This is a genomic window from Paenibacillus ferrarius (assembly GCF_002027705.1).
GTDB classification, from domain to species: domain Bacteria; phylum Bacillota; class Bacilli; order Paenibacillales; family NBRC-103111; genus Paenibacillus_E; species Paenibacillus_E ferrarius.
Map to the genome: position 1 here is coordinate 37,555 of NZ_MBTG01000066.1, position 23,590 is coordinate 61,144.

Below are 23,590 nucleotides of genomic sequence, written 5' to 3' on the forward strand. Positions count from 1 at the left end.
AATCCTAATTCGATTAGGATGATTTGGCAATCGGGCTTGGCGCAGCAATCTGCTCGCCCATTTCTTTGGCCCGCTCAGCGGAGCGGAAAACAGCTTGCGCAACGGCTTCACTAAACTGAAACCGATCGAGAGCTTCAATCGAAGCTTGCGTTGCGCCGTTAGGCGAAGTCACTTTGCGTCTCAGCTCAGCAGGATTCTCCTGTGTATGCTCAACCATATGCGCGGCGCCAAGTACAGTTTGCAGCGTCAGTTGGCGCGCATCCTCTTCCGTAAGCCCGCCTTCGATAGCAGCTTTGATCATAGCTTCCATGAAATAGTAGACATAAGCAGGACCGCTGCCCGATACGCCGGTTACGATTTCCATTTTCTCTTCTTCGACAATCGTCACGATGCCAACAGCTTCGAACATCTGGGTAGCCAGCTGCTTGAATGTATCATTGACCTTAGCGGAGAAGCTCATTCCTGTAGCGCCTAAACCAATGGTGCTGGAGGTATTCGGCATCGTGCGAACGATTGGCATGGCCGTTTGCAATAATGCTTCTGTTTTGGCGATCGACAGCCCTGCAATCACAGAAACAAGAAGCTGCTTTTCATTCAGCAGCGGCTGCAGTTCTGCGAAAGAGGTTACGACATCTTTGGGCTTCATGCACAACACGACAACGTCAGCTTCACGCAGAAAAGTTTCTTTTGTTTGGTTGTCGGACGTGGCTTGCAGCCCGTATTCTGAGCGTAGGAACGCCAGACGGTTTTGATCCGAACGGTTCATGACATATAAATTTTGCGGTTCGGCTACCTTGGTTTCGATGAGCCCGCGGATGATAGCTTCTGCCATCGAGCCCGCGCCGACAAAGGCGATTTTGGCCTGTGATAAAGTTGTAGACATTGTGCAAACCTCCTTAATGGTGAATTCTTATTCTCGTATTTGACCGTTTCCGTAGACGCGGAATTTGGTTGATGTTAAAGCAGGCAGCCCCATAGGTCCACGAGCGTGCAGCTTTTGAGTGGAGATACCGATTTCGGCTCCGAAGCCAAATTCAAATCCATCCGTAAAACGGGTCGATGCATTATGATAAACCGCAGCAGCATCCACTTCCTGCAGGAATCTTTCAGCATTAGCGGCATCTTCCGTTACAATACACTCCGAGTGCATCGTGCCATATTCACGAATATGGGAGAGTGCTTCGTCGAGATTTTTGACGACTTTAATGGAGAGGATGTAATCCCCGTATTCCGTCTTCCAATCCTCAGTTACAGCTTCATGCATGCTAGGCACCAGCGCTCGAGCGCGCTCGTCACCGCGAAGCTCAACATGAGCACCTGTGAACGCTTCGGCAATTGCACTCAGATGCTTTTCGGCAATCGCCTCATGTACGAGCAATGTTTCCATCGAATTGCAAACAGAAGGACGCTGAGCTTTGGCATTGATGCCAATGCGTACCGCCATATCCAGCTGTGCACTTTCATCTATAAAAGTATGACACACACCTGCGCCTGTTTCAATGACAGGAACAGAGGCGTTATTGACAACATTTTGAATAAGTGAGCTGCCGCCCCTTGGGATCAGAACATCAATCAAGCCGTTCAACTTCAGCATTTCATCCACCGAGCTGCGATCAGCGCTGAGAATTAATTGCAGGGCATCCGCTGGAATCGCCGAACGGTGAAGTGCTTCATGCAGAACCTGGACGATGCGCTCATTGGAAAATAAGGCGGAAGAGCCTCCACGCAGCACAACCGCATTGCCAGTTTTTAGACATAACCCAGCGGCATCCACGGTTACATTGGGTCTGGCTTCATAAATAATGCCGACAACACCTAGGGGAACACGGATTTTGCGAATACGCAGGCCGTTTGGACGATCAAAGGCTTCCAGCGTATCTCCAACCGGATCCGGCAGTTCAGCAATTTGGCGAAGTCCTTCGGCAATTGCGGCAATCCGCGATTCATTTAAAGCTAAACGGTCGAGAAGCGAAGCGCTTGTGCCTTGCTCTTTGCCTCTTTGCAAATCCTTCGCATTGGCTTCAATAATGGAATGCTGTTCAGTGACAAGAGCATCCGCCATAAGGAGCAGTGCCGCGTTTTTTTGTTCGGTTGTCAAATTGCCCATCGTTTGAGCCGCTTGTTTGGCTAATTTTGATTTTTGAATGACTTCACTCATGATTCGATATACCTCCTGATTGAAAAAAGGATTGGCAATGGCTAAGCAGTTGATTGGCCATTAATTCATATTGTTTTCCGCTGCGGCGTTCTTTGCATTCTATCATTTGTTCGTTTGCTTTCTTACCTACAGTTATTCGCAATGGGAAACCTAGCAGGTCAGAATCATTGAATTTCACACCTGGACGCTCATCGCGATCATCCCACAGAACGGAGTAACCGGCATTTTGCAGGCTTGTATAAATATCTTGAGAAAGCTTCATCTGCATCTCGTCATGGACATGTACGGTAAGGAGATGAATCGAAAATGGCGCAAGAGTTTCTGGCCAAAGGATACCTTGCTCATCGTAGTGTTGTTCAATAACGGCAGCAAGCACACGGGAAACGCCAATGCCATAACAGCCCATAATGATGGGTTCAGTAACGCCATTTTCATTGCTGAATGTCGCGCCAAGCGAACGGCTGTATTTGGTGCCGAGTTTGAAGACGTGCCCAAGCTCGATTCCTTTGGCAAAGGAAAGCTCGTTGCCGCAATGGGAACATAACTCCCCTTCTGCGACATTGTGAACATCTTGAAAGGTTAACCCCGGAAGATCGCGATGAAGATCAACATGGAGCAAGTGATAATCGGGTTCGTTGGCGCCAACGATAGCATTCTTCATCCCATAGATCGACACATCTGCAATGATTTTAACATTTTGCAGTCCGATGGGACCGATAAATCCGGGAGTTGATCCTAGCTTTAGGATGCCATCTTCGGATAGTAGAGTGACATTCTCTGCACCAATCGCTTGCTTCAGTTTGACTTCATTCAGTTCATAATCTCCTCGGAGGAGCACGATGACGGGCGTTCCATCAGCTTCCAGGGCAATCGACTTGATGATCTGAGCGGGCGATTGCTTGAAAAATTGGCCTAATTGCTTAATTGTGCTTACGCCAGGCGTATGAGTTTTTACAAGCTCAGATACTGCCGAGTCATTATTAGTGTCTAGGCTCTCTGCTAGTTGGGGTATACGACCAACGGCTTTTTCCAGATTGGCGGCATATTGGCAAGACGGGCAATGGACAATGGTATCTTCGCCGATATCGGCAAGTGCCATGAATTCATGGGTGTCGGTACCGCCGATGGCGCCGGAATCTGCTTCAACAGCTCGGAACTTCAAGCCGCATCGTGTGAAAATTCGGACATAAGCGTTATACATGCTGGTATAGCTGTCATCAAGTCCGCTATCCGTGCGATCGAACGAGTAAGCGTCTTTCATTAGAAATTCTCGTCCGCGCAGAAGTCCAAAACGGGGTCTGCGTTCATCCCGATATTTGGTCTGAATCTGATATAGGGTAACCGGCAGCTTTTTGTAGGAATGAATCTCATCCTTCACTAGAGAAGTAATGACTTCCTCATGGGTAGCGCCAAGGGCAAATTCCCGACCATGTCGATCTTCCAAACGCATGAGCTCTGGGCCATAAACGTCCCATCGGCCGGAAGCTTTCCACAATTCGGCAGGGTGGAGGGCAGGCATAAGCATTTCTTGAGCGCCTGCTGCATCCATTTCTTCACGGACAATCGCTTGTATATGCTGAAGAGCTTTCAGCCCTAAAGGTAAATAGGAGTAAATTCCGCTTGAGAGCTGACGGATCAAGCCCGCTCTCAGCATGAGGCGATGGCTTGCAGCTTCGGCGTCTCCCGGAACATCGCGTTGGGTCGGGATCAGCATTCGTTGTTGTCTCATGTGTCAGCTCGCCTCTCTTTCTTAACTAGGTCAAAGGGACCCATTCATCCCGATGAATCACTTCAATACGGGAGACTTCGACCCGCTTCTGAACTTCATCGGTGCTTAAGCCTGCGGCGGCTTGCACCTGCCAAGCGGCGTAATTGACGACGCCGCGGCCAAGCAGCGCGCCTTCCTTGTTCAAAACCTCGACGACATCGCCAGGGTGGAAATCGCCGGTAGCGCCGATGATGCCAGCGGGGAGCAAGCTCTTGCCGCCGCTGATCAAAGCTGTCATCGCGCCTTGGTCGACAAGGATTTGTCCTTGGGGCAGCGAATGGAAGCCAACCCACTGCTTCTTCACCGGCAGATTGTTGAGCGCCGTGTCGAAGTAAGTGCCCTTGCCCGTGCCGTTCACGGCATAGGCCAAATCGCTGGGCTCGAGCACGCGCCCGATGAATACCGGCACGCCCCCGCGCATTGCGATGCGGGCGGCTTCGACTTTGGAGCGCATGCCGCCGGTGCCGACCGCGCTCCCAGAGCCTCCAGCGAAGCTGAACAGCTCATCGCTGATGGCGTCTACGCGTTCGATGCGCTGCGCGTTCGCGTTTTTCCTTGGATCGTCCGTGTAGAGGCCGTCCATATCGGTAATGATGATCAATTTGCTAGCTTTGACCAAATTGCCGACCAAGGCAGACAACGTATCGTTGTCGCCGAATTTCAGTTCATCGACCGAGACGGTGTCGTTCTCGTTAATGATCGGAACGACGCCGCGCTGCAGCAGCTCGTCGATCGTCATCAGCGCGTTCTGGACGCGCTTGCGGTTGGAGAAGTCGTACCGGGTCAGCAGAATTTGCGCCACGCTTACCGCGTGGGACGCAAAGGCTTCATGGTACGCTTGCATCAGAAGCGCTTGCCCGACGGCGGCAGCGGCCTGTTTCTCGTGCAGCACCTTAGGCCGTGTGCGGTAGCCGAGAGAGGTGAAGCCTGCGGCAACCGCGCCGGACGTGACGAGCAGCACTTGATTGCCGTCTTTCTGCAATTGTGCAAGCTCAGTGGCGAAGAAACGGATTTTGTCAGGGTTCAAACCGCCTGTATCTGAAGTTAGTGAGCTGCTGCCGATTTTGACAACAATGCGCTGAGTCATAACGATCCCATCCTTTATTTCTATATATGTATATACAAAAAAGACTCCCGTCCTTAACACATAAGGACGAAAGTCTGTTGCTTCCGCGGTACCACCTTAGATTGGCGCATGCCTCAAGGCAGCACCCACTCTAGATTCCCTAATAACAGCAGGGGGCTGTTCAACTCATCGTTGACTGTTCAGGGGCGGGTTCAGAATCGGTTCACGGCAGGCTCTCTCAGACTATGGAGCTTACTCTCTGGCTACGTGCTTTACGTTCCTACTATTCCCATCATTACGTTGCGATATAGAAGTTTTTGAGGACTTCCTTTTTTGGTTCTATCTAGAATAGCACGCTGATCGAATGTTTGTAAAGAAGCAAGCACCTAATTCACCAACGCATTGAGCCTGTTCGTGGCGACTACTCAAACAAATGCAGGCTGCCGATTCGCTGGACAGCTTCTTGCAATCTCTCTTCCGAAGATAGGAGTCCGAGTCGCACATATCCTTCTCCATGTGTCCCGAAGCCGATGCCCGGTGCGACCACAACTTTGGCTCCTTCGAGCAGCAGATCAGCCAAGCTTTGTGAGGTATGGCCTTTGGGGACCGGCAGCCACGAGAAGAACGAACCTTGTGAAGGACGAGCATGCCAGCCAATGCCAGCCAGTGAGGAATAGAGGGCATTGCGGCGGCTCTCATACACGTCGCGCAGCTCGGTTACACAGTCCTGCGGCCCTGTTAATGCTGTTGCGGCAGCAACTTGAATACCGCCAAAGAGAGAGCAGTAATAATGATCCTGCATCAGGTTAATAAGACGGATTACTTCTTTATTGCCGAGGGCGAACCCTACGCGCCAACCGGCCATGTTGTATGTTTTGGAAAGCGTATAGAACTCGATACCGACTTCTTTGGCACCTGGAGTTTGCAGGAAGCTCACGGGCTTCTGACCATCGAAACCGATAGCTCCGTAAGCGAAATCACTTGCCACCACGACACCATTGCGCTCTGCGAAAGCAACGGTTTCTTCATAGAAGGAGGCAGGGGCTGTGGCGCCTGTCGGATTGTTCGGATAATTAATGAACATAAGCTTGGCTCTGTTCAAATCGGACTCCTTAAGCTGGGAGTAATCAGGCAGGAAGTTATTTTCTTCCCGCAGAGGCATGAACGCCATTTCTGCGCCTGCCAGCGCTACGCCTGACCAGTAGTCTGGATAACCTGGATCGGGAACTAGGCATACATCGCCGGGATTCAGCAAGCACTGAGCGATCTCAATGAGTCCAGTTTTGCCGCCGAACAGAATCGCGACTTCTGTCTCGGGATCAAGATCGACGTTGTGATCTTCCTTGTAACGCTGGGCAACCGCTTGCTTCAAGAAAGGGAAGCCGCTGAAAGGCGGATATTTGTGATACAGCGGATTGGCTGCTGCTTCTTGGATGGATGCCACGATATGCGGAGGCGTGGGACGATCCGGATTTCCTTGGCCCAAATTGATAACGTCGTGGCCTTGTGCGATCTGTGCGTTGGCTTTGCCAACGAGCGTTGCGAAAAATTGCGTCGGTAAACCTTTCATCCGTTCAGCAGGCTGTATGGAAAAGGCGCTTGATTTCGTAGATAAATTCGTCACGGTTTAATTCACACTCCGAAGGTCGGGATTTTGATTAATATCCTTAATGTAACATGATTAAACTTTTTTTCATAGTGATGAAAATAATCGATTTTACTTCCGGCTTTCCTTGTCTTATGGTTATCCCATAGGATGAGAAAGGTGATGAGACGATGTCGGAACAATCCCAAGTCGCAGAAGCTTTTTTGCAGGAATCAATACGTGCGTTTGTCAATATGAAAAAGCTGGCGGATAAAGCCTTGGCTCAAACCGCGGAAGCGCATTTTTATTTAACCTTAGATGAAGAGTCGAATTCCTTGGAAGTGCTGATCAAGCATATGCATGGGAATATGAGATCTCGCTGGACGGATTTCTTAACCACAGATGGTGAGAAAGAAACAAGGGAACGCGATGGCGAATTCGAAGGCAAACAGCTTGCGCGTGAAGCGCTGATTTCCCTTTGGGAGGAAGGCTGGGCCATTCTTTTTCAGACGTTGGAATCCCTCACAGCTGAGGATGTTCTCAAAATTGTCCTTATTCGTGGGGAGGGACATACGGTACTGCAGGCCATTCAGCGGCAAGTTTCGCATTATGGCTATCATGTTGGGCAAATCGTATTTCTGAGCAAGCATTGGGCAAGTGCGCATTGGCAGACTCTGAGTATTGCCAGAGGACAGTCCAAATCGTTTAAACCATAGCGCTAATGATTGAGTTGAACACTAATTTCGACTACTATGAGGAGATAGCACTATTTTTGCCCATGAAAGGAGTTTCGAGCGCATGTCCGAATCACAGTTGTTGCATATTGCTCTAATTCAAATGGATATTACCATCGGTGAGCCCGATACTAACTTTTTGCACCTGGAAAAACTTTTGGAGCAAGCGATTCAGGCTGAGCAGAAGCCGGACGTTATTGTGTTTCCCGAAATGTGGAATACAGGCTACGCCTTGACCGAGATTCAGCAGCTAGCTGACTCAAACGGGGAACGGACGAAGGCCTTTCTCAGTAAGTTTGCCCAAAAGCATCAAGTCAATCTGATCGGCGGTTCCATCGCGGATAAAAGAGAAGATCGTGTCTTGAACACGATTTATGCGTTTGACCGGGAAGGCACGGAAATCGCGGAGTATTCCAAAATTCACTTATTCCGTCTGATGGACGAGGAAAAGTTTCTGCATAGCGGGGATCAGCTTGGCCGTTTCGAGCTTGAAGGCGTTCCGGCAGGTGCCATGATCTGTTATGATATCCGGTTTCCTGAGCTTGCTCGCAAATTAGCGCTTGATGGCGCTAGAATTTTGTTCGTTCCTGCGGAATGGCCGCATCCTCGCTTGCATCACTGGCGTACGCTGCTTATGGCTAGAGCAATTGAAAATCAAATGTATGTTGTTTCTTGTAATCGTGTAGGGACGAGTGGAACGACGAATTTCTTCGGACATTCGATGGTCATTGATCCTTGGGGCGAGGTTTTGGTGGAAGGTGACGAGCAGGAAGCGATTTTGCGTGCGACGATTGATCTGACAGAGGTCGTGCGTGTGCGTGCCAAGATACCTGTTTTTGAAGACCGTCGTCCGCATTTATACTAAAAATAAAAAGTTTAGCGGATACCGTTTGATTTTTTGACGGTTTTTCTGTAAACTAAAGCCAATTGAATGATCAATTGTGGCTGTGAAGGATGAATAGTACTTGAACAACTTCTTGTTCAGCGAGCTGGGGACGGTGAGAGCCCAGACAGAAGCTCAAGGAAAAAGGCTATCCGGAGCCAATACGATAAAGGGGATGCACGCTTTGAACAGGTGTATCAACTAGGGTGGAACCGCGGGTGCTTCAGGCTCTCGTCCCTAGGCATTCTTTGATGCCTTTGGATGTTGAGCCTTTTTTGCGTCTGCTCAGCACCAGAGGGGTCAGTAGAGGTCATTGACCCATTTTACGAGAAGATGAAGGAGCGATTGAGCAATGAGTGTCACAATGGATCAAGTCGTAGCATTAGCGAAACACAGAGGTTTTGTATTTCCAGGCTCGGAAATTTATGGGGGTTTGGCGAATACGTGGGATTACGGTCCACTGGGTGTTGAACTCAAAAACAACATCAAACGCGCATGGTGGAAAAAATTCGTGCAAGAATCCCCGTACAACGTCGGTCTTGATGCAGCGATTCTGATGAACCCGCAAGCATGGGTGGCATCCGGTCACGTAGGCAACTTCAACGATCCGATGATCGATTGCAAAAGCTGCAAAGCCCGTCATCGTGCAGATAAATTGATCGAGAACAAGCTGGCGGAAAAAGATATCGAAATCATCGTGGACGGCATGACCTTTGACGATATGATGAAGCTGATCGTGGATAACGAGATCGTTTGTCCAGATTGCGGAAGCAAGGATTTCACGGATATTCGTCAATTCAACCTGATGTTCAAAACGTTCCAAGGCGTAACAGAAGCCAGTTCCAATGTGGTGTACCTGCGTCCGGAGACGGCACAAGGGATTTTCGTCAACTTCAAAAACGTACAGCGCACGATGCGCAAAAAACTGCCATTCGGTATCGGCCAAATCGGCAAAAGCTTCCGTAATGAAATCACGCCAGGCAACTTTACGTTCCGTACGCGTGAATTCGAGCAAATGGAGCTTGAGTTCTTCTGTAAGCCAGGAGAAGACATGAAATGGTTCGAGTACTGGAGAAGCTTCTGTCACAACTGGTTGTTGTCGCTGGGCGCTAAGCCAGACAATCTTCGTCTGCGTGATCACAACGAAGATGAGCTTTCCCACTACAGCAATGCTACTACAGATATCGAATACAAATTTCCATTCGGCTGGGGCGAGCTGTGGGGTATCGCTGATCGTACCGATTTCGATTTGAAACAGCACATGGAGCATTCCGGTGAAGATTTCAATTACATCGAACAAGATACGAATGAGCGTTATGTTCCTTATTGTATCGAGCCTTCACTAGGTGCTGACCGGGTTACATTAGCACTGTTGATTGATGCTTTCGAAGAGCAGAAGCTCGAAGGTGACGACAGCCGTACGGTTCTTCATTTCCACCCGGCGCTTGCACCGGTTAAAGCAGCTATTTTCCCGCTATCCAAGAAATTGAATGAAGGCGCACAAGCCGTATTTGCCGATCTTGCGAAGCATTTCATGGTGGATTACGATGATACAGGATCCATTGGCAAAAGATATCGTCGTCACGATGAAATCGGTACGCCATTCTGCATCACATACGATTTCGAGTCCGAAACCGATGGTCAAGTAACGGTTCGTGACCGTGATACGATGGAACAAACTCGGATGCCGATCTCCGAATTGAAAGCCTTCATCGAGAACTCACTTCAATTTTAATAGCCAAACCCCCTGTAAGCACGCATTGCTGCGTGAATGCAGGGGGTTTTTCATAGTTAGATGACATAGTCAAGGATTTCGCTATAGGGGAGGTATCGTTCTACTTGTCGAAGGGGCGGACTATAGACATGGATCGAAATGGCCGCTTCTGAGCTAGGATTGCTCAGCTGATGAATTTGCTCGGAGGGAGCTGTGAAGTATTCTTTTGCGTTAATGGCATCCTCAGTGTCGGCCACAGGGTACCCTTCACAATCCAAATGAAATTTGGTGTTGATTAAGGAGCCTTGTGTTAAATAGGCAACTCCGATGGATTGACCGTGATTGTGGATAGCAGTAGCTTCAAATGCTGGAATATGGATAACGATCACTTCTAAGTTTGTAGCGCTATAAATGACATTTCGGCCATAAGCCAGATGCTCTGGTTCTGTTTTATATTTCGGGACCTCATGGAGCAAGCTTTCGATGGATGTCATCGCTGCTTGAAGTTGTTCAAGCGATGGCTCCTGCAATTTACAGAATGACTGTTCAATTGCTTTCAATAATGTCATGGTTTTCCGCCTCCTAGGCATTGTTTCTTTATCACGAAAAATTAGTCAAGCGATAAGAAATATTTATATATCATATGCGCGCAACGTTCAAAGTGTTAGGGAGTTTGTTGATGCAACAAAAAAGGCGATTGGAACATAGCAGTCTTTCACAACTGCCGAATCCAACCGCCTAATTTAAATTGCAAATGGTTCATGGGGGAGACTGTACGCGGAAAGGAGGCATACGTCTTCCATCTATATCCGTACGATTCCGCCAAGGCTCCAACCTCGAGAAGCTGCCCGCTTTTCTGAGAAACGTAGGGATCATAAGCTAATGCGACGACAGCCCGTCCCATATATTCAACGGATTCTGTCGGATGCAAAGCTTCAACAAGCAAGGGCGATACCACGGCCGCTGCCGCGACTAGCGCCAGTAACTACAGCGATTTTCCCATGCAAGCTTTTCTTGGGATTCATGCAAATGCTTAACGTTGACAATAGTTGTCATGGTATTTCAAGTTATGTTGGGGCCGTATGCATGCTGCATGGCATGAATCTGCTCGCGAATCCATTGCACCATTTCTAGCGGCTCCTCGACAACCGCTTCTTTGCCCAGACTCAAATAATATTTGGAAAAATAATGTAAGTTGCTGGGATGGAACTCGGTGATGAGCAAACCGCTGCCGTCTTCCTTGTGTTCGAGGTTCTCATCCAGCCCGTTGCTGCGTTCATAAGCTCTTACGCCATCGGGAGTCAGCCTGACTTTCAGCTTCAAATAGGAAGCCTCTGTCGTCATGTCTTGTCCTGCTTTGAGCCAGTCGCCTAGCGTATAGTGCTGGAAGCTTTGGCGTGGATGGTCGGCTTCAGCGTTCTCAAGGGCTAGGATGCGATCCGCGCGAAATAGGAGAATGGCTTCCTTCCGAAAGCAAAAGGAGGGGAAGTACCAGAAGCCATTCGAGGAATAAATGCCGACAGGCTGCACAACTCGCTCGGTAACCCCTTCTTTGGAGGAATAAGTAAGGTGCAGAGGCTGCTCTGCGATCGCTGCTTCCAATAATTGCTCCAGGAAGGGGGAGCTTTGCGTTCGAGTTGGAGTCCAGAAGGAGACACGATCCTTCATAGCATCTATACGCGCCTTCGTATCTGACGGGAGATAGTGATAGAATTTATTCAAGGCTGTTGTTGATTCTGCTGCAAAAGGGAGCGCTCCATAAAACTGGAGCGACTGAAAAGCGAAGAACATGGCAGCGGCTTCTTGTTCCGAGAAGAGGATCGGCGGGAGCATCCTCTTTTTCAATAAACGGTAGCCCCCATGCGGGCCAAATTCCGTATAAAGCGGCATGCCAAGTTCGCTCAGCTCTTGCAAATAACGGTGCATGGTCCGCTCCGATACTTGGAATTCGTCAGCCATTTCCTTGGTGGTAAATTGCATGCGTTCGTTTACGGCCATCATGAGTTGAATCAATCGCTGTGTTTTGTTCATTGCTTTGATTTCCTCCGAATGTTAGACAATTGTGCCCATCACTTCTTTCATGGTAGACACGAAAGCTTCCGCTGCTTTAGAAATGTATCTGCCTTTGCGATACGCAATTACCAGGGTCCGCGTTGGTCTGTCTTCAAGAGTTAGATGGACAGGGAACAGCTCGCTGAAGCTTCGCTTCGAGATTAAGTAAGGCACGAAAGCAATGCCCATACCGGCTGCTACAAGCGATTGCACGGTTTCCATGTTGCTGGATTCGAAAACGATATTTGGCGTTATGCCGGCTTCTTGGCATAATTCCAGCGTCAGCTTGCGAAAGCCCTGCCCTTTTTTCAAAGCGATAAAGGCTTCCTTCTCGAGCTGTTTGATGCGTATCGGCTCATTGCTAGCGGCTAAAGGGTGCTTCGGTGGTACGGCAAGGACGATTTCTTCCTCCAGCAAGGTTTCGTAGACGAGCGATTCCTCGCGCAGGGGTAGAGAGAGCAGGGAAATATCTGTTTGACCGTTCATAGTTAAAGTTTCTAAGTTTGCCGAGGTTTCCTCTACGAGCGAGATCTCGATATCCGGATAAGCAGCTTGAAAGGCAGGTACAACCAAAGGCAGTATCGTCGACCCCGTAATTGGCATGCTGCCGACAACGAGGCGGCCTTTTTTCATTTGCGAAATATCTTCCATTTCCTTCTTGAGCTGTTCAACCATATCGAGAATTTTTTGTGATTTCTCTACAAAAAGGGCTCCAGCGTGCGTGAGTTCAACCGAATTCGTACTGCGCTGAAAGAGAAGGACGCCTATTTCTTTCTCAAGCTTGGATAATTGCTGGCTAAGCGAAGGCTGGGCGATGTGAAGCTTTTCCGCGGCGCGCGAGAAATTTCGCTCAATCGCAATTTGAATCGCATATTGAAGTTGACGTAATTCCATGGATAGATCATCTCCTGAAAAGTAATCATATAAGCTGTATTTGATTGGTTCTACCTATAATGCTTATCCTTACTATATCAGATAATGACCATTTCCACGCAAAAAGCAGTCTGCGGATAAGTTCCACAAACTGCTTTAGGCTGGTTATTTGTAAATTGAAGGCATCCTATTGTTATCAATTGCTTCTTCTTCCTGTTACCAAATTAAATATTAATGATATCAAGGCCAAGACAAGAAGCAGATGAATCAAACTCCCGCCAATTCCAAACCCCATTCCCAAAGCCCACATCACAAGTATAATAACGAAAATTGTCCAAAGCATAGAAACACACATCCTTTTCATACTGGTATAATTGCTTATACTAGACTCTAACCACCTATTTCGATTTTCAAACACTCATAGACGGAGAGATAGCTTTGTGAGAGGGAGCGGAAGACAGTTGGCAGCAGGGTTATACCTGTCATTTTGTTTAGACACACTTTATCGCCGCGCGTTGGCTTGAGTCGCTTGAGTATGCCCATGCTGGCAGAGTGCCTTAGGCTCGTCCGTTTGTTTCGCATAATTCCTGCGTATATGCATCCTTTTTGGCTTGGGAACGGGGGAAATAGGGAAAAGCCTGCGATTATGCATCCTTTTGAGAGCTTTTTTCGATTTCAGGTTGGAAAAGCTTGAAAAGCCTGCATAATCGCAGGCTTTTTGGTGTTTTCACCCGATTTGATCGAAAAAGCCTGCACTTTGGCAGGCTTTCATAATCGGTGAGTCACGCATAATACCTATAGCTGGTATAATCGCTAACCTTGGTTTTGAGCGCCTGGTTATTATTGCTAAAGATAACAAATGATTAGTTAAATGTTGGAGTGAGTAGAGTGGCTGGAGCTACTGGAGTGACTGGGGGATTGGAGTAGCTGGAGTGCTGGAATTACTGGAGTTATTGGAGTGGCTGGAGTGACTGGAGTGGTTGAAGTGGTTGAAGTGGTTGAAGTGGTTGAAGTGGTTGAAGTGTCTGGAGTGATTGGAGTAACTGGAGTAACTGGAGTAACTGGAGTGTCTGGAGTGACTGGAGTGACTAGAGTGGTTGAAGTGATTGGAGTAGCTGGAGTGTCTGGAGTAACTGGAGTGATTGGAGTAGCGGAGTGTCTGGAGTAACTAGAGTGACTGGAGTGGCTAGAGTATCTGGAGTAGCTAGAGTGACTAGAGTGGTTAAAGTGTCTGGAGTAACTGGAGGGACTGGGGTGGTTGAAGTGTCTGGAGTAGCTGGAGTGGCTTGAGTATCTGGAGTGATTAGGGTGATTGGAGTAGGAGTGGTTGAGCCGCTGAAGTCGCTTAAGGCTCTGCCCAAGTTGTGAGTTTTACTTCACGTCCGTTTATTTCGCATAATTCCTGCGAATATGCATCCTTTCGAGGTCTTTTTTCGATTCTAGGATTGAAATCCTTAAAAAGCCTGCACTATCGCAGGCTTTCTGGTGTTTTCACCCGATTTAATCGAAAAAGCCTGCACTATCGCAGGCTTTCTGGTGTTTTCACCCGATTTAATCGAAAAAGCCTGCACTTTTGCAGGCTTTCATAATCGCTGGGTAGCGGAATTCGCCTATAAGGTGTCGTGCTCGTTAACGATGGCGTTGGCTCAGCGCCATTCAATCCCACCGCCAGCTTTTCCCGTAAATAGTAGTCCTAGAGGCTCCTTATTCTATTGAAATGCGAGCATTCTTCAGCTTTACATCAAATGAGGCTGTCTCGCTAGTTTTTTTACTAGATTAGCAATTAAACAAAAGCCTTAGCTAGGAAAAAAGCTAAGGCAGCCTTTTGTTAAAACAACATTATTACCATGCAAAAGCCATTGTAATGATAACTAAAAGAATAAAGAGAACTAAAACTTCAGCTACATTATTACGACGGTGCCCTTCTGTTACTGCTACTCCCATATTCATATCACTCCTTTGAAAGGATTAACTTACACAATATATTATGTCAGTAATTATCCTTTGTTTGGACGTATGTTTAAGTTAAATGCCTTATATTCATATAAAGAAGTTGCTGCTGTGGGGCAATAGTTTGCATTTACGAGAATTAGCCATTGATAATTCCTTATTTATAAGTCTTCAGTGGAGAATACCCTAATATTACTATAGTCTATTCCTATCAAGCTTATAGTTATTATATCTTGGAGCAATGACGAGTTCCGTGTTAAACTACGTTATGAGGGTAAGACAAGAACAAAAAGAGCGGATAATGACAAGAGGTGACTGGATATGAGTAAAAAGACAATGTTTGAGAAAATCTGGGATAATCACGTAATTAACCAGGAAGAAGGCAAGCCTAGCGTTATCTATATTGACTTGCAGCTAGTGCACGAAGTAACTTCTCCACAGGCGTTCGAAGGACTTCGCTTATCGGGTCGTAAAGTTCGCAGACCTGATCTGACTTTTGCAACAATGGATCATAACGTACCAACGAAGGATCGCTTCAACATCACAGATCCAATTTCCAAACAACAAATTGATACGCTTTCCCAAAACTGCCGTGATTTCGGCGTTACGTTGTTCGACCTAGACAGCATCGACCAGGGTGTCGTGCACGTTATGGGTCCAGAACTTGGCCTTACACACCCAGGTAAAACGATCGTTTGCGGCGATAGTCATACTTCGACTCACGGTGCGTTTGGTGCGCTTGCTTTCGGTATCGGAACAAGTGAAGTTGAACACGTGCTTGCTACGCAAACGCTGCAACAATCCAGAGCGAAATCTTTGGAAGTGCGTATTACAGGTAGCTTGAAACCAGGCGTTACAGCCAAAGATTTGATCTTAGGCGTCATTGCCAAATACGGCACTGATTTTGCAACTGGTTATGTTATTGAATACACAGGCGAAGCAATCCGTGGTCTTTCCATGGAAGAGCGTATGACCGTTTGTAACATGTCCATTGAAGGTGGAGCAAGAGCAGGTTTGATTGCTCCTGACGCAACGACTTTCAACTATCTGCGTGGTCGTGAGTATGTACCGCAAGGTGCTGATTTCGATGCAGCGGTAGCAGAATGGGCTACGCTTGTTACTGACGAAGGCGCTGAATATGATTGGGTATTGGAATTTGACGCGGATACGTTGATCCCGCAAGTAACCTGGGGAACTAGCCCAGGCATGGGTACTGGCGTTAACGCACTTGTTCCGGATCCACAAAGCTTCGAAACCGAGAATGAACGCAAAGCTGCTGAAAAAGCGCTTGAATATATGGATTTAACACCAGGCACACCGATGACGGACCTGAAAGTTGATTATGTTTTCATCGGCTCCTGTACGAACGGTCGTATTGAAGATCTTCGTGCCGCTGCCAAAATTGCTCAAGGCTACACTGTTGATCCTAGCGTGACCGCGATCGTCGTTCCAGGCTCAGGCCGTGTGAAAATTCAAGCTGAAAAAGAAGGCTTGGACAAAATATTCTCAAACGCAGGCTTCGAGTGGCGCGATGCAGGATGCAGCATGTGTCTGGCGATGAACCCAGACGTACTGCAACCAGGTCAACGTTGTGCATCCACATCCAACCGTAACTTCGAAGGTCGTCAAGGCCGCGGCGGACGCACGCATCTGGTTTCACCAGCTATGGCTGTTGCTGCAGCGATCAAAGGTCATTTCTACGATGTTCGTGATTGGGAAATCAAAGAATACCAACAAGCTTAATTTTGGTTGATTAAGGAGAATGAAAACATGGAAGCTTTGAAACAACATACAGGTCTAGTTGGTCCCGTGGACCGTGTAAACGTAGATACAGATGCTATTATCCCTAAGCAATTTCTTAAAAGAATCGAGCGTTCCGGCTTCGGGCAATTCCTTTTCTTCGAATGGAGATGGGATGAAGCGGGGAATGTTATTGAGAGTTTCCCTTTGAACCAAGAACGTTTCCAAGGAGCATCGGTCTTGCTCTCCAGAGCCAACTTCGGTTGCGGATCTTCCCGTGAGCACGCGCCTTGGGCGATTCAAGATTTTGGATTCCGCGTTATTATCGCACCTTCCTACGCGGATATTTTCTACAACAACTGTTTTAAAAACAGCATTTTGCCAATCAAGCTATCGGAAGAGCAAGTGGATGATCTATTTGCCCGTACAGCGAAATATGATGGCTACAAGCTGAGTGTCGATCTTGAAAACAACAAGCTGACAGATGAGCATGGCTTGGAAATTACGTTCAACATTGACGAGCACCGTCGTCAATTCTTGCTGCAAGGCTTGGATGACATCGGTCTGACGCTGCAGCATGAAGACAAAATCACTGCCTATGAGCAAGCTCACCAAAAACGTTTAGCTTACAAATAAGCTTTAACTGATAGCGTAATTCATGGGAATTTCCATGGATTGCGCTTTTTTGCAGGTTCGAAACCTGCTATGAGACAACAACCCGTTGGCCGATCAGCCAATGGGTTGTTTTTTTCGTTCTATTTTGCAACTTTTGGTAGTTTGCTACGTCTAATAGATTACCAGATTGTCGAACGAACGGAGGTTTTGCTGTCGGGAGAGTGCCTAATTTGATATAATTGACATGCTGCTGCTAGATTTAAAAGATAGATTTCCAAATGACAAAGCTAATATCCACAATTCCGACATTACATAGAGGTGAATGATGAAATTTCCTGCATTTTGTTTATTCTTGTTTGTTTGCATGCTGCTCCTGCCAACTTATGCGCTTGGCGCAGAATCCCCCGCTGCTATTAAACTTTTTATGAATGAGAAAAGATTGACTTCTACGGAAGTAGAACCCCGCATCGTTAGTGGAAATACCATTGTGCCTGTGCGAATTATTGTTCAAGAAATCGGAGCCAAAGTAACGTGGGACCCAGCTGCCCGCAAAGTGACGATTGTCAAGGATGATGTTAATATCCAACTGGTCATTGATAACAAGACTGCCGTTATCAACGGCAAAAAAGAAACGATGGAAGTAGCGCCGATCATTGAAAATGGAAATACCATGCTGCCTCTTAGTTTCATTGGTTCCAGAATGGGTATTGAATTTAAGTGGGACGCGTTAACGTCTTCCGTCCATATGTTCAAAAAAGATGATACCGACTCCAAACCAGTAACGGCTCCTGTTGACAAAGGGGATGGGAATCAGCCGGGGACTTCGAAACCGACAGCGCCGCCAACAGTGGCGCCAACGAAACCAACTTCACCCCCAACTGTGCCTACAACTTCACCCCCAACTGCACCTCCAACTGGGGATGAGAACGGGATAAAGCCACCTGATCCCAATGTTCATTTGTTGAACTTGATTCAGCTTACGGAAAAGGATTTGATTGTGAACGCCAAGGACGGAGCGCTAACGCCAACCGTGTTAAAATTATCCAATCCCAATAGAATTGTATTCGATTTCCCGAATACGAAATTGGATGAATCCCTCCAGAAGCTGCTTGTTAATAATTCCGGTGAATTACCGTCCAAGCACCCGCTAGTTCAGAAAGTGCGTTTTTCCAATTTCGCGGATAACCCTGCTACCGTAAGGATTATTCTTGATTTGAAAGCACCAGCGGACTATAAGTCACAAACTTCAAAACTTCCTAATCAATGGACAGCTACGATAGCTGAACACCAATTAACGGTCGTTATTGATGCTGGACACGGTGATCAAGATCCGGGAGCTCTGTCCATTACCGGAAAGCACGAGAAGGAATTTACACTTGCAACAGCGAAGAAGGTAGAGAAGCTGCTTGCTCAAGATAAGCGGGTTGTTGTGATGATGACGAGATCCGATGATACGTTCATACCTCTGGATAACCGAGTTTCTTTTGCCAATGACAACATGGTAGATCTATTCCTCTCCATTCATGGGAATAGTGCCAAATCAACCGTAACAGGAACGGAAACGTATTATAACAGACCGGAAAGCATAGATTTTGCCAATGTCGTGCATGAGAAAGTGGTGGCAGCGACGGGATTCCCTGATCGCAAGGTACGCCAAGCGGATTTTCGCGTAATTACCAAAACAACAATGCCAGCTGTCCTGGTAGAAGTGGGATATTTGTCTAATAAAAGTGATGAATCTGCCATGTACAAAGAAGCTTTTCAAGACAAAGTAGCCGCTTCCCTCGTAGCTGCAATCAAAGAATATTTGAACCTCAAATAAGAGACGAGAGCTTATATGCAGCTTTCGAAGTTAGTTTTGCTATGCAAAACGCTAAGGAGTGAGTGAGATGACCAAAACAAGACGCCTGTTCCATGGGGTTCTGCTTGTAAGTGCCATCACGTTATCGTTAACTGCCTGTGGTCAGAAGCCGCAAATGATAGGTGGAGCTACACCTCCAACTACGGATGCGCCTCTAGCAACACCGGTGGCACCAAGTCCTACACCAATCCCGTCCCCAACACCTGATCCGTTGAAACAGAAGACGGTGAAAGCTTTTTACAGTGATCAGGACGAGATGAAGCTTGTTGAAAAAGAAGTCACAATCAGCTACAAGCTGGATTCCGATGTCTATGAAGCCGCTTTGAAGGCGCTCAAAAAGAGTGATGATCCGAAAGCCGTTTCGTTATTTGACGATTTGACATTCACGAGCATAGCTTTTGACAAAGCTAAGGGTGAACTTAAAATCGATCTCAAATTCGGACCTAAGACACAACTAGGCGCCCCGGGCGAGGAGTTGTTTTTGCAAGCTTTGAAGAAAACCGTTTTTCAATTTCCGGAAGTGAAAACCTTGTATGTCCTGAAAGACGGCAAACAAGTCGATAGTTTAATGGGTCATATAGAGCTTCCGTATCCGATTAAACGACCTAACTAAATGGAGTAGCAGAGGAGTCAATATCAACGATGAAAAATAAGAAATTGGCAAGTGCAATTGTAAGTTCATTAATCGTAACAAGTCTTGCGGGAACGCCGGCATTGGCTGCAAATACGACGCCAAACTCAACATCCCCAGCTAATAATGTGAAAACTTCTTTTCCAGATGTGAGTTCAGACTATTGGGGCATTCGTCATATTTCCAAACTAGCTTTAGAGGGCGTTATTGATGGATTTGAGGACGGAGCCTACCGCGCTGAAAATTCGGTTACGCAGCAGGATGTACTGATTATGGCAACGCGCATGATGGGCCTTCAAGGTGATGTCGATGCCATGACGAATTCAACGATTTTCCCTGACTTCATGTTAGTGGATAATTATGCACGCAATTATGTCGCTATCGCTCTTCAGAAAGGCTTAATCACCAATGAAGAAGAGAAACAAAGAAGCCTGGATGAGAAGTCCAAAGAAAAGTGGGGCGAACGGAAAGCAACCCGAGAATGGGTAGCTGAAGTCGTGGTCCGTGCAATTGGCAAAGGTGCGTTAGCTCAAAGCATGTCAACGACGCCAACTACGTTTAAAGATAATAATTCCATTAGCAGCACAACGTTAGGGTATGTGAATGCGGCGGTTTCGCTGAAAATCGTAGATGGCTTTGAGGATGGCAGCTTTCAGCCTAAAGGTGTTGTCACGCGCGCACAAATGGCAGCGTTTCTGAGCCGTTCTCAGAAGAATTTGGCTACACTGCCATCGCGTGTCGTCAAAGGCTATTTAACCTCGCTAACAAGCGGCAGTATTGGTCTTATGGATAAAGACGGCAATACAAGCACATACAAACTGTCGTCAAACGCTGTATTCTACGGCAACAAGAATGACACGGCAATTGAAGCGAATACGAATACGTTTCAGGAAACATATGAAGTGTCTATCGTTCAAGTAAATGGAACAGCTTACTATGTGGAAATTCTCAGCGATGAGCTTCAACTGGATATCAAAGAAGGCAAGCTGCTCAAGCTGAATTTGGGGACGATGAAAGCTACGCTCGATGACTACGAAAGTTATGATCTGGCTACAGACGTTAGCATAACCGATACAAAAGGTCGTGGAATGAGCCTTGGAGAGATTGTCCCGGGCAGTACACTTCAACTGCGTAAAAGCAAGATTGTAAAAACGGATAAATATACATCTGTTGTTGTAAAGCAGGTTCCCGTTAACAAGACAGCAACAGGTACCATCCAGAACATTAACAAAGATACGATGCAAGTTACCCTTCTGGAATTAACTTCCGGTGAAGCTGAAACGTATACTTTCTCCAGCAGTTTGATTGCAACGTTGGCAGATAACAGTTTAGTCGATATTAATTCCTTGCATGTTGGGGACACGATTGATTACACTGTCAAAAACAGTGAGGCTGTTAAGATTGTTGTTAAAAAACAGGCAGACGTTGGTGTCAGCATAGAGGGAACGCTTAAAGGGCTAAGTGATGATAAAACTTATCTGACAATTACTAAGACATCAGGCTCCGCGCTTGCCGCCTATTTACTTGCAGATAATGTCCAAGTTCAAATCAATGGTTTAACGTCGCCTAGTATCTATGACATTGCTCCTGGCGATCAGTTGAAGCTTGATGTACTGAATAATAAGGTTACCTTAATAACGGTGACGAATCGTTCGATTGATAATTTGTACTTTGCCAAAATTGACAACTATAATGCAACGTCGAAATTACTAACCGTTATTGATAACATGGGTATTCCGCACGCTTATAAATTAACGGATACGGTTTCTATTTCTTACGCGGGGCAAACACTTCCCTTCTCAAATTTCAACAGTACATTTACTGCTGGGAAATATGTTGATTTATTAGTTTCTAAGAGCAACGTAACACAAATTAAAATGTCCCAACAGCTGGATGGTGCGCTGACACAATTAAATCTGCAAACCAACGATGTTACGTTGAAAACAGACAGTGGTCAAAGCTTGACGTTCAAGCTTACTTACGCGCCGCAAGTCGAACTGGCTAATAAGCAGAACAGCAAATTGTCTGATTTAAAAGTAGGCGATAATGTAAGCTTAATGCTCAGCTTTGATCAAAATATTGTCACGAAAATTGTGACAAGCAAGATGGGACTTTATAAAACAGCGATTGTAAACATCAACAGCAAACAACTTACGGTGACCGATGAGGCGAATAACTCGTATACGATTTCCTTAGAGGGTGTTCCAATTGTCAAAGCAGACCAAACTTCAGGAGCGATTTCCGATTTCGCCATTGATGATTACGTGAGATTAACGTTCAAAGGGCTTGCTGTTTTGAAAGCAGAAATCAATAGCCCAATTCGCGGTAAAGTAACAGGTGTCAATGCAGCTAGCATGAGTTTAACGGTTCAGGATTTCGCAGGCAGAAATCAAGTCGTTAGCGTGGGCAGCAACTATGGCGTCAAGATGAACGGTGGTTTGGATCTTAGCTTCGCTTCCATCAAAGTTGGCGATCGCGTTCAGGTGATGAAGGATGCGAGTGACAAGGTGATTATTCAAGTTGCTGCTGCCTTAAAGCGTGAAGTGGACAATTTTAATAGCATCGTAAATCAATTTAATTTCAAATCAACAAGCGCCGGAGACAAAACGTCCTATAATCTTTTCCCAAGAGCGTATTACCATAAAGGGACAGATGTTGTGGTTCCAACTGCTTTTGTAAGTGGAGATCAAGTCATGATTTATGTCCTGGATAATAAAATTGTCGAGATTGAAAAATAAGCTTTGAACAAATTTGATTGCTTATCCGTCTGTAAATTAGAAGCAAAACTTCTATGACAGGCGGATTTTTATTCATTTTAAAAATAAATATGGCATTTTTTTAGAAAATGTTCGCATTTTGACGCTTTCAAGCATTGATTCTACCCGCACAATTCGATAAACTGGAGAATATTACGTCCCTAAGGAAGTAAAGACATGACGCAGAAGATTGTAAGGCATATTTTGGATACCATCGCTGATCTCTTTCCGGATGCACATTGTGAGCTGCGCCACAGCAACCCTTTCGAACTTACGATAGCGGTACTGCTATCAGCGCAATGTACCGATGAAACCGTGAATAAGGTGACATTGGATTTATTTCAGAAATATAAGACGCCTGAGGATTATCTGGCTGTTCCGCTTGAGGAGCTTGAGCAAGATATTCGACGGATTGGACTATTTCGAAATAAGGCAAGTAATATTCAAAAATTGTGTCGACTGTTACTGGACAAGTTTGATGGCGAAATTCCAGAAAAACACGAGCAATTGGTCGAGCTTCCTGGCGTAGGCCGCAAAACCGCTAATGTCGTCGTATCGAATGCTTTTGGTGTCCCTGCTATTGCGGTTGACACACATGTTGAGCGAGTCTCGAAAAGGCTGGGATTGGTTGGCTGGGACGACTCGGTACTAGAGGTTGAGAAGAAGCTGATGAAGAAGGTTCCGCGAGAGGAATGGACACTAACCCATCATCGTCTAATCTTTTTTGGTCGTTATCACTGTAAAGCACAGAACCCGATGTGCACGGTATGCCCTTTATTGGATGTATGCCGTGAGGGCAAGAAGCGTATGAAATCAGGCCCAATTAGGAAAACTATTACAAACAAATGATATGCAGACAAAGGATGGGATTTAAAATGAAATGCATCGCCGTATACACCAATAGTTTTGAACTGTTCTCTGATATTTTTGAACAAGTGATTAATACACCATTAGCCGATAATGAGGAAAAAGTCATTGAAGGTGTAACAGTCAGTGAATCAGGTGAGGTTCCTCAGAATTACATAGACAAAATGAAAACAAAAACTGAAGTTGTTGTCATGAAAGTAAGGGATTCAGACATTACAATTTTGCAACACCGCGATGTTTTTGAAATTTTCTTACCGGAAAAAGAAAAAGCCGTCATGTCCTAAACAACGAAATCTCCCTTTGGGAGATTTTTTTCTGTGTCGTGAAGGACACGTTT

21 protein-coding genes are annotated in these 23,590 nt (G+C 46.4%); 11 read left to right on the forward strand and 10 right to left on the reverse strand.

What is annotated here, in order from left to right:
• Window positions 1-13 precede the first annotated feature (13 nt).
• The 5 genes from proC to BC351_RS37570 form a co-directional block, all read right to left on the reverse strand.
• Complete coding sequence (proC, locus tag BC351_RS37550) at window positions 14-883, reverse strand: pyrroline-5-carboxylate reductase (protein WP_079420774.1); 870 nt, start codon at window positions 881-883, stop codon at window positions 14-16.
• 27 nt (window positions 884-910) lie between these two features.
• Window positions 911-2,158 carry a glutamate-5-semialdehyde dehydrogenase gene (locus BC351_RS37555; protein ID WP_079420776.1) on the reverse strand — a complete coding sequence of 416 codons (1,248 nt, stop codon included), beginning with the start codon at window positions 2,156-2,158 and terminating at the stop codon, window positions 911-913.
• Window positions 2,151-3,887, reverse strand: coding sequence for a proline--tRNA ligase (locus BC351_RS37560; protein ID WP_079420778.1), 1,737 nt, complete (start codon window positions 3,885-3,887; stop codon window positions 2,151-2,153). The genes BC351_RS37555 and BC351_RS37560 overlap by 8 nt, the downstream gene beginning before the upstream one ends.
• 25 nt (window positions 3,888-3,912) lie before the next feature.
• Entirely contained in the window at window positions 3,913-5,013 is a 1,101-nt protein-coding gene (proB, locus tag BC351_RS37565) for a glutamate 5-kinase (protein WP_079420780.1), read from the reverse strand.
• 400 nt (window positions 5,014-5,413) lie between these two features.
• Window positions 5,414-6,616, reverse strand: a complete 1,203-nt coding sequence (locus tag BC351_RS37570; protein WP_279628404.1) for a pyridoxal phosphate-dependent aminotransferase — start codon at window positions 6,614-6,616, stop codon at window positions 5,414-5,416.
• A 152-nt stretch (window positions 6,617-6,768) separates the two neighbouring features.
• On the opposite strand from BC351_RS37570, the gene BC351_RS37575 reads away from it, so the two are divergent.
• From BC351_RS37575 to BC351_RS37585, 3 genes are all read left to right on the forward strand, one after another.
• Entirely contained in the window at window positions 6,769-7,293 is a 525-nt protein-coding gene (locus BC351_RS37575) for a DUF1572 family protein (protein WP_079420782.1), read from the forward strand.
• 82 nt (window positions 7,294-7,375) lie between these two features.
• On the forward strand, window positions 7,376-8,176 hold the full coding sequence (locus tag BC351_RS37580; RefSeq protein WP_244209313.1) for a carbon-nitrogen family hydrolase: 801 nt from the start codon (window positions 7,376-7,378) through the stop codon (window positions 8,174-8,176).
• A gap of 370 nt (window positions 8,177-8,546) precedes the next feature.
• Window positions 8,547-9,929 (forward strand): glycine--tRNA ligase, encoded by a 1,383-nt coding sequence (locus BC351_RS37585; protein ID WP_079420784.1) that lies wholly within the window; start codon window positions 8,547-8,549, stop codon window positions 9,927-9,929.
• A 56-nt stretch (window positions 9,930-9,985) separates the two neighbouring features.
• Here the strand turns inward: BC351_RS37585 and BC351_RS37590 are convergent, their stop codons facing one another.
• From BC351_RS37590 to BC351_RS41920, 5 genes are all read right to left on the reverse strand, one after another.
• Window positions 9,986-10,477 carry a cysteine dioxygenase gene (locus BC351_RS37590; protein WP_158082367.1) on the reverse strand — a complete coding sequence of 164 codons (492 nt, stop codon included), beginning with the start codon at window positions 10,475-10,477 and terminating at the stop codon, window positions 9,986-9,988.
• Window positions 10,478-10,623: 146 nt separating this feature from the next.
• The gene (locus BC351_RS37595; RefSeq protein WP_079420788.1) at window positions 10,624-10,866 is read right to left on the reverse strand and encodes a hypothetical protein; all 243 of its coding nucleotides are present in this window, start codon (window positions 10,864-10,866) and stop codon (window positions 10,624-10,626) included.
• Between the two features lie 104 nt (window positions 10,867-10,970).
• Entirely contained in the window at window positions 10,971-11,939 is a 969-nt protein-coding gene (locus BC351_RS37600; protein WP_079420790.1) for a helix-turn-helix transcriptional regulator, read from the reverse strand.
• A 21-nt stretch (window positions 11,940-11,960) separates the two neighbouring features.
• Window positions 11,961-12,854 carry a LysR family transcriptional regulator gene (locus BC351_RS37605; RefSeq protein ID WP_079420792.1) on the reverse strand — a complete coding sequence of 298 codons (894 nt, stop codon included), beginning with the start codon at window positions 12,852-12,854 and terminating at the stop codon, window positions 11,961-11,963.
• 175 nt (window positions 12,855-13,029) lie between these two features.
• Complete coding sequence (locus BC351_RS41920; protein ID WP_341866052.1) at window positions 13,030-13,197, reverse strand: lmo0937 family membrane protein; 168 nt, start codon at window positions 13,195-13,197, stop codon at window positions 13,030-13,032.
• Between the two features lie 594 nt (window positions 13,198-13,791).
• Here BC351_RS41920 and BC351_RS42620 point away from each other — a divergent pair.
• The 8 genes from BC351_RS42620 to BC351_RS37645 all read left to right on the forward strand — a co-directional run bounded on the left by BC351_RS42620 (window position 13,792) and on the right by BC351_RS37645 (window position 23,537).
• Window positions 13,792-14,001 (forward strand): hypothetical protein, encoded by a 210-nt coding sequence (locus BC351_RS42620; protein ID WP_079420794.1) that lies wholly within the window; start codon window positions 13,792-13,794, stop codon window positions 13,999-14,001.
• A 1,103-nt stretch (window positions 14,002-15,104) separates the two neighbouring features.
• Window positions 15,105-16,526, forward strand: a complete 1,422-nt coding sequence (leuC, locus tag BC351_RS37615) for a 3-isopropylmalate dehydratase large subunit (protein WP_079420796.1) — start codon at window positions 15,105-15,107, stop codon at window positions 16,524-16,526.
• A gap of 27 nt (window positions 16,527-16,553) precedes the next feature.
• Window positions 16,554-17,159 carry a 3-isopropylmalate dehydratase small subunit gene (gene leuD, locus BC351_RS37620; protein ID WP_079420798.1) on the forward strand — a complete coding sequence of 202 codons (606 nt, stop codon included), beginning with the start codon at window positions 16,554-16,556 and terminating at the stop codon, window positions 17,157-17,159.
• Between the two features lie 301 nt (window positions 17,160-17,460).
• Window positions 17,461-18,960: an N-acetylmuramoyl-L-alanine amidase family protein gene (locus BC351_RS37625; protein WP_079420800.1), complete on the forward strand. Its 1,500-nt coding sequence runs from the start codon at window positions 17,461-17,463 to the stop codon at window positions 18,958-18,960.
• A 67-nt stretch (window positions 18,961-19,027) separates the two neighbouring features.
• Window positions 19,028-19,612 carry a GerMN domain-containing protein gene (locus tag BC351_RS37630; protein ID WP_079420802.1) on the forward strand — a complete coding sequence of 195 codons (585 nt, stop codon included), beginning with the start codon at window positions 19,028-19,030 and terminating at the stop codon, window positions 19,610-19,612.
• A 29-nt stretch (window positions 19,613-19,641) separates the two neighbouring features.
• Entirely contained in the window at window positions 19,642-22,368 is a 2,727-nt protein-coding gene (locus BC351_RS37635; RefSeq protein ID WP_079420804.1) for an S-layer homology domain-containing protein, read from the forward strand.
• A gap of 195 nt (window positions 22,369-22,563) precedes the next feature.
• Window positions 22,564-23,235 (forward strand): endonuclease III, encoded by a 672-nt coding sequence (gene nth, locus BC351_RS37640; protein ID WP_079420806.1) that lies wholly within the window; start codon window positions 22,564-22,566, stop codon window positions 23,233-23,235.
• Between the two features lie 26 nt (window positions 23,236-23,261).
• Window positions 23,262-23,537 (forward strand): NAD/NADP transhydrogenase alpha subunit, encoded by a 276-nt coding sequence (locus BC351_RS37645; protein ID WP_079420808.1) that lies wholly within the window; start codon window positions 23,262-23,264, stop codon window positions 23,535-23,537.
• Window positions 23,538-23,590 lie beyond the last annotated feature (53 nt).

Excerpts from the sequence above, each read along its gene's own strand:
- BC351_RS37590 (WP_158082367.1), bottom strand. The coding sequence starts at position 10,477 with ATGACATTATTGAAAGCAATTGAACAGTCATTCTGTAAATTGCAGGAG.
- BC351_RS37630 (WP_079420802.1), top strand. The coding sequence starts at position 19,028 with ATGACCAAAACAAGACGCCTGTTCCATGGGGTTCTGCTTGTAAGTGCC.
- nth (WP_079420806.1), top strand. The coding sequence starts at position 22,564 with ATGACGCAGAAGATTGTAAGGCATATTTTGGATACCATCGCTGATCTC.
- proC (WP_079420774.1), bottom strand. The coding sequence starts at position 883 with ATGTCTACAACTTTATCACAGGCCAAAATCGCCTTTGTCGGCGCGGGC.
- BC351_RS37625 (WP_079420800.1), top strand. The coding sequence starts at position 17,461 with ATGATGAAATTTCCTGCATTTTGTTTATTCTTGTTTGTTTGCATGCTG.
- leuC (WP_079420796.1), top strand. The coding sequence starts at position 15,105 with ATGAGTAAAAAGACAATGTTTGAGAAAATCTGGGATAATCACGTAATT.
- leuD (WP_079420798.1), top strand. The coding sequence starts at position 16,554 with ATGGAAGCTTTGAAACAACATACAGGTCTAGTTGGTCCCGTGGACCGT.
- BC351_RS41920 (WP_341866052.1), bottom strand. The coding sequence starts at position 13,197 with ATGAAAAGGATGTGTGTTTCTATGCTTTGGACAATTTTCGTTATTATA.
- BC351_RS37585 (WP_079420784.1), top strand. The coding sequence starts at position 8,547 with ATGAGTGTCACAATGGATCAAGTCGTAGCATTAGCGAAACACAGAGGT.
- BC351_RS37555 (WP_079420776.1), bottom strand. The coding sequence starts at position 2,158 with ATGAGTGAAGTCATTCAAAAATCAAAATTAGCCAAACAAGCGGCTCAA.
- proB (WP_079420780.1), bottom strand. The coding sequence starts at position 5,013 with ATGACTCAGCGCATTGTTGTCAAAATCGGCAGCAGCTCACTAACTTCA.
- BC351_RS37575 (WP_079420782.1), top strand. The coding sequence starts at position 6,769 with ATGTCGGAACAATCCCAAGTCGCAGAAGCTTTTTTGCAGGAATCAATA.
- BC351_RS37560 (WP_079420778.1), bottom strand. The coding sequence starts at position 3,887 with ATGAGACAACAACGAATGCTGATCCCGACCCAACGCGATGTTCCGGGA.
- BC351_RS37645 (WP_079420808.1), top strand. The coding sequence starts at position 23,262 with ATGAAATGCATCGCCGTATACACCAATAGTTTTGAACTGTTCTCTGAT.
- BC351_RS37600 (WP_079420790.1), bottom strand. The coding sequence starts at position 11,939 with ATGAACAAAACACAGCGATTGATTCAACTCATGATGGCCGTAAACGAA.
- BC351_RS37635 (WP_079420804.1), top strand. The coding sequence starts at position 19,642 with ATGAAAAATAAGAAATTGGCAAGTGCAATTGTAAGTTCATTAATCGTA.
- BC351_RS37580 (WP_244209313.1), top strand. The coding sequence starts at position 7,376 with ATGTCCGAATCACAGTTGTTGCATATTGCTCTAATTCAAATGGATATT.
- BC351_RS37605 (WP_079420792.1), bottom strand. The coding sequence starts at position 12,854 with ATGGAATTACGTCAACTTCAATATGCGATTCAAATTGCGATTGAGCGA.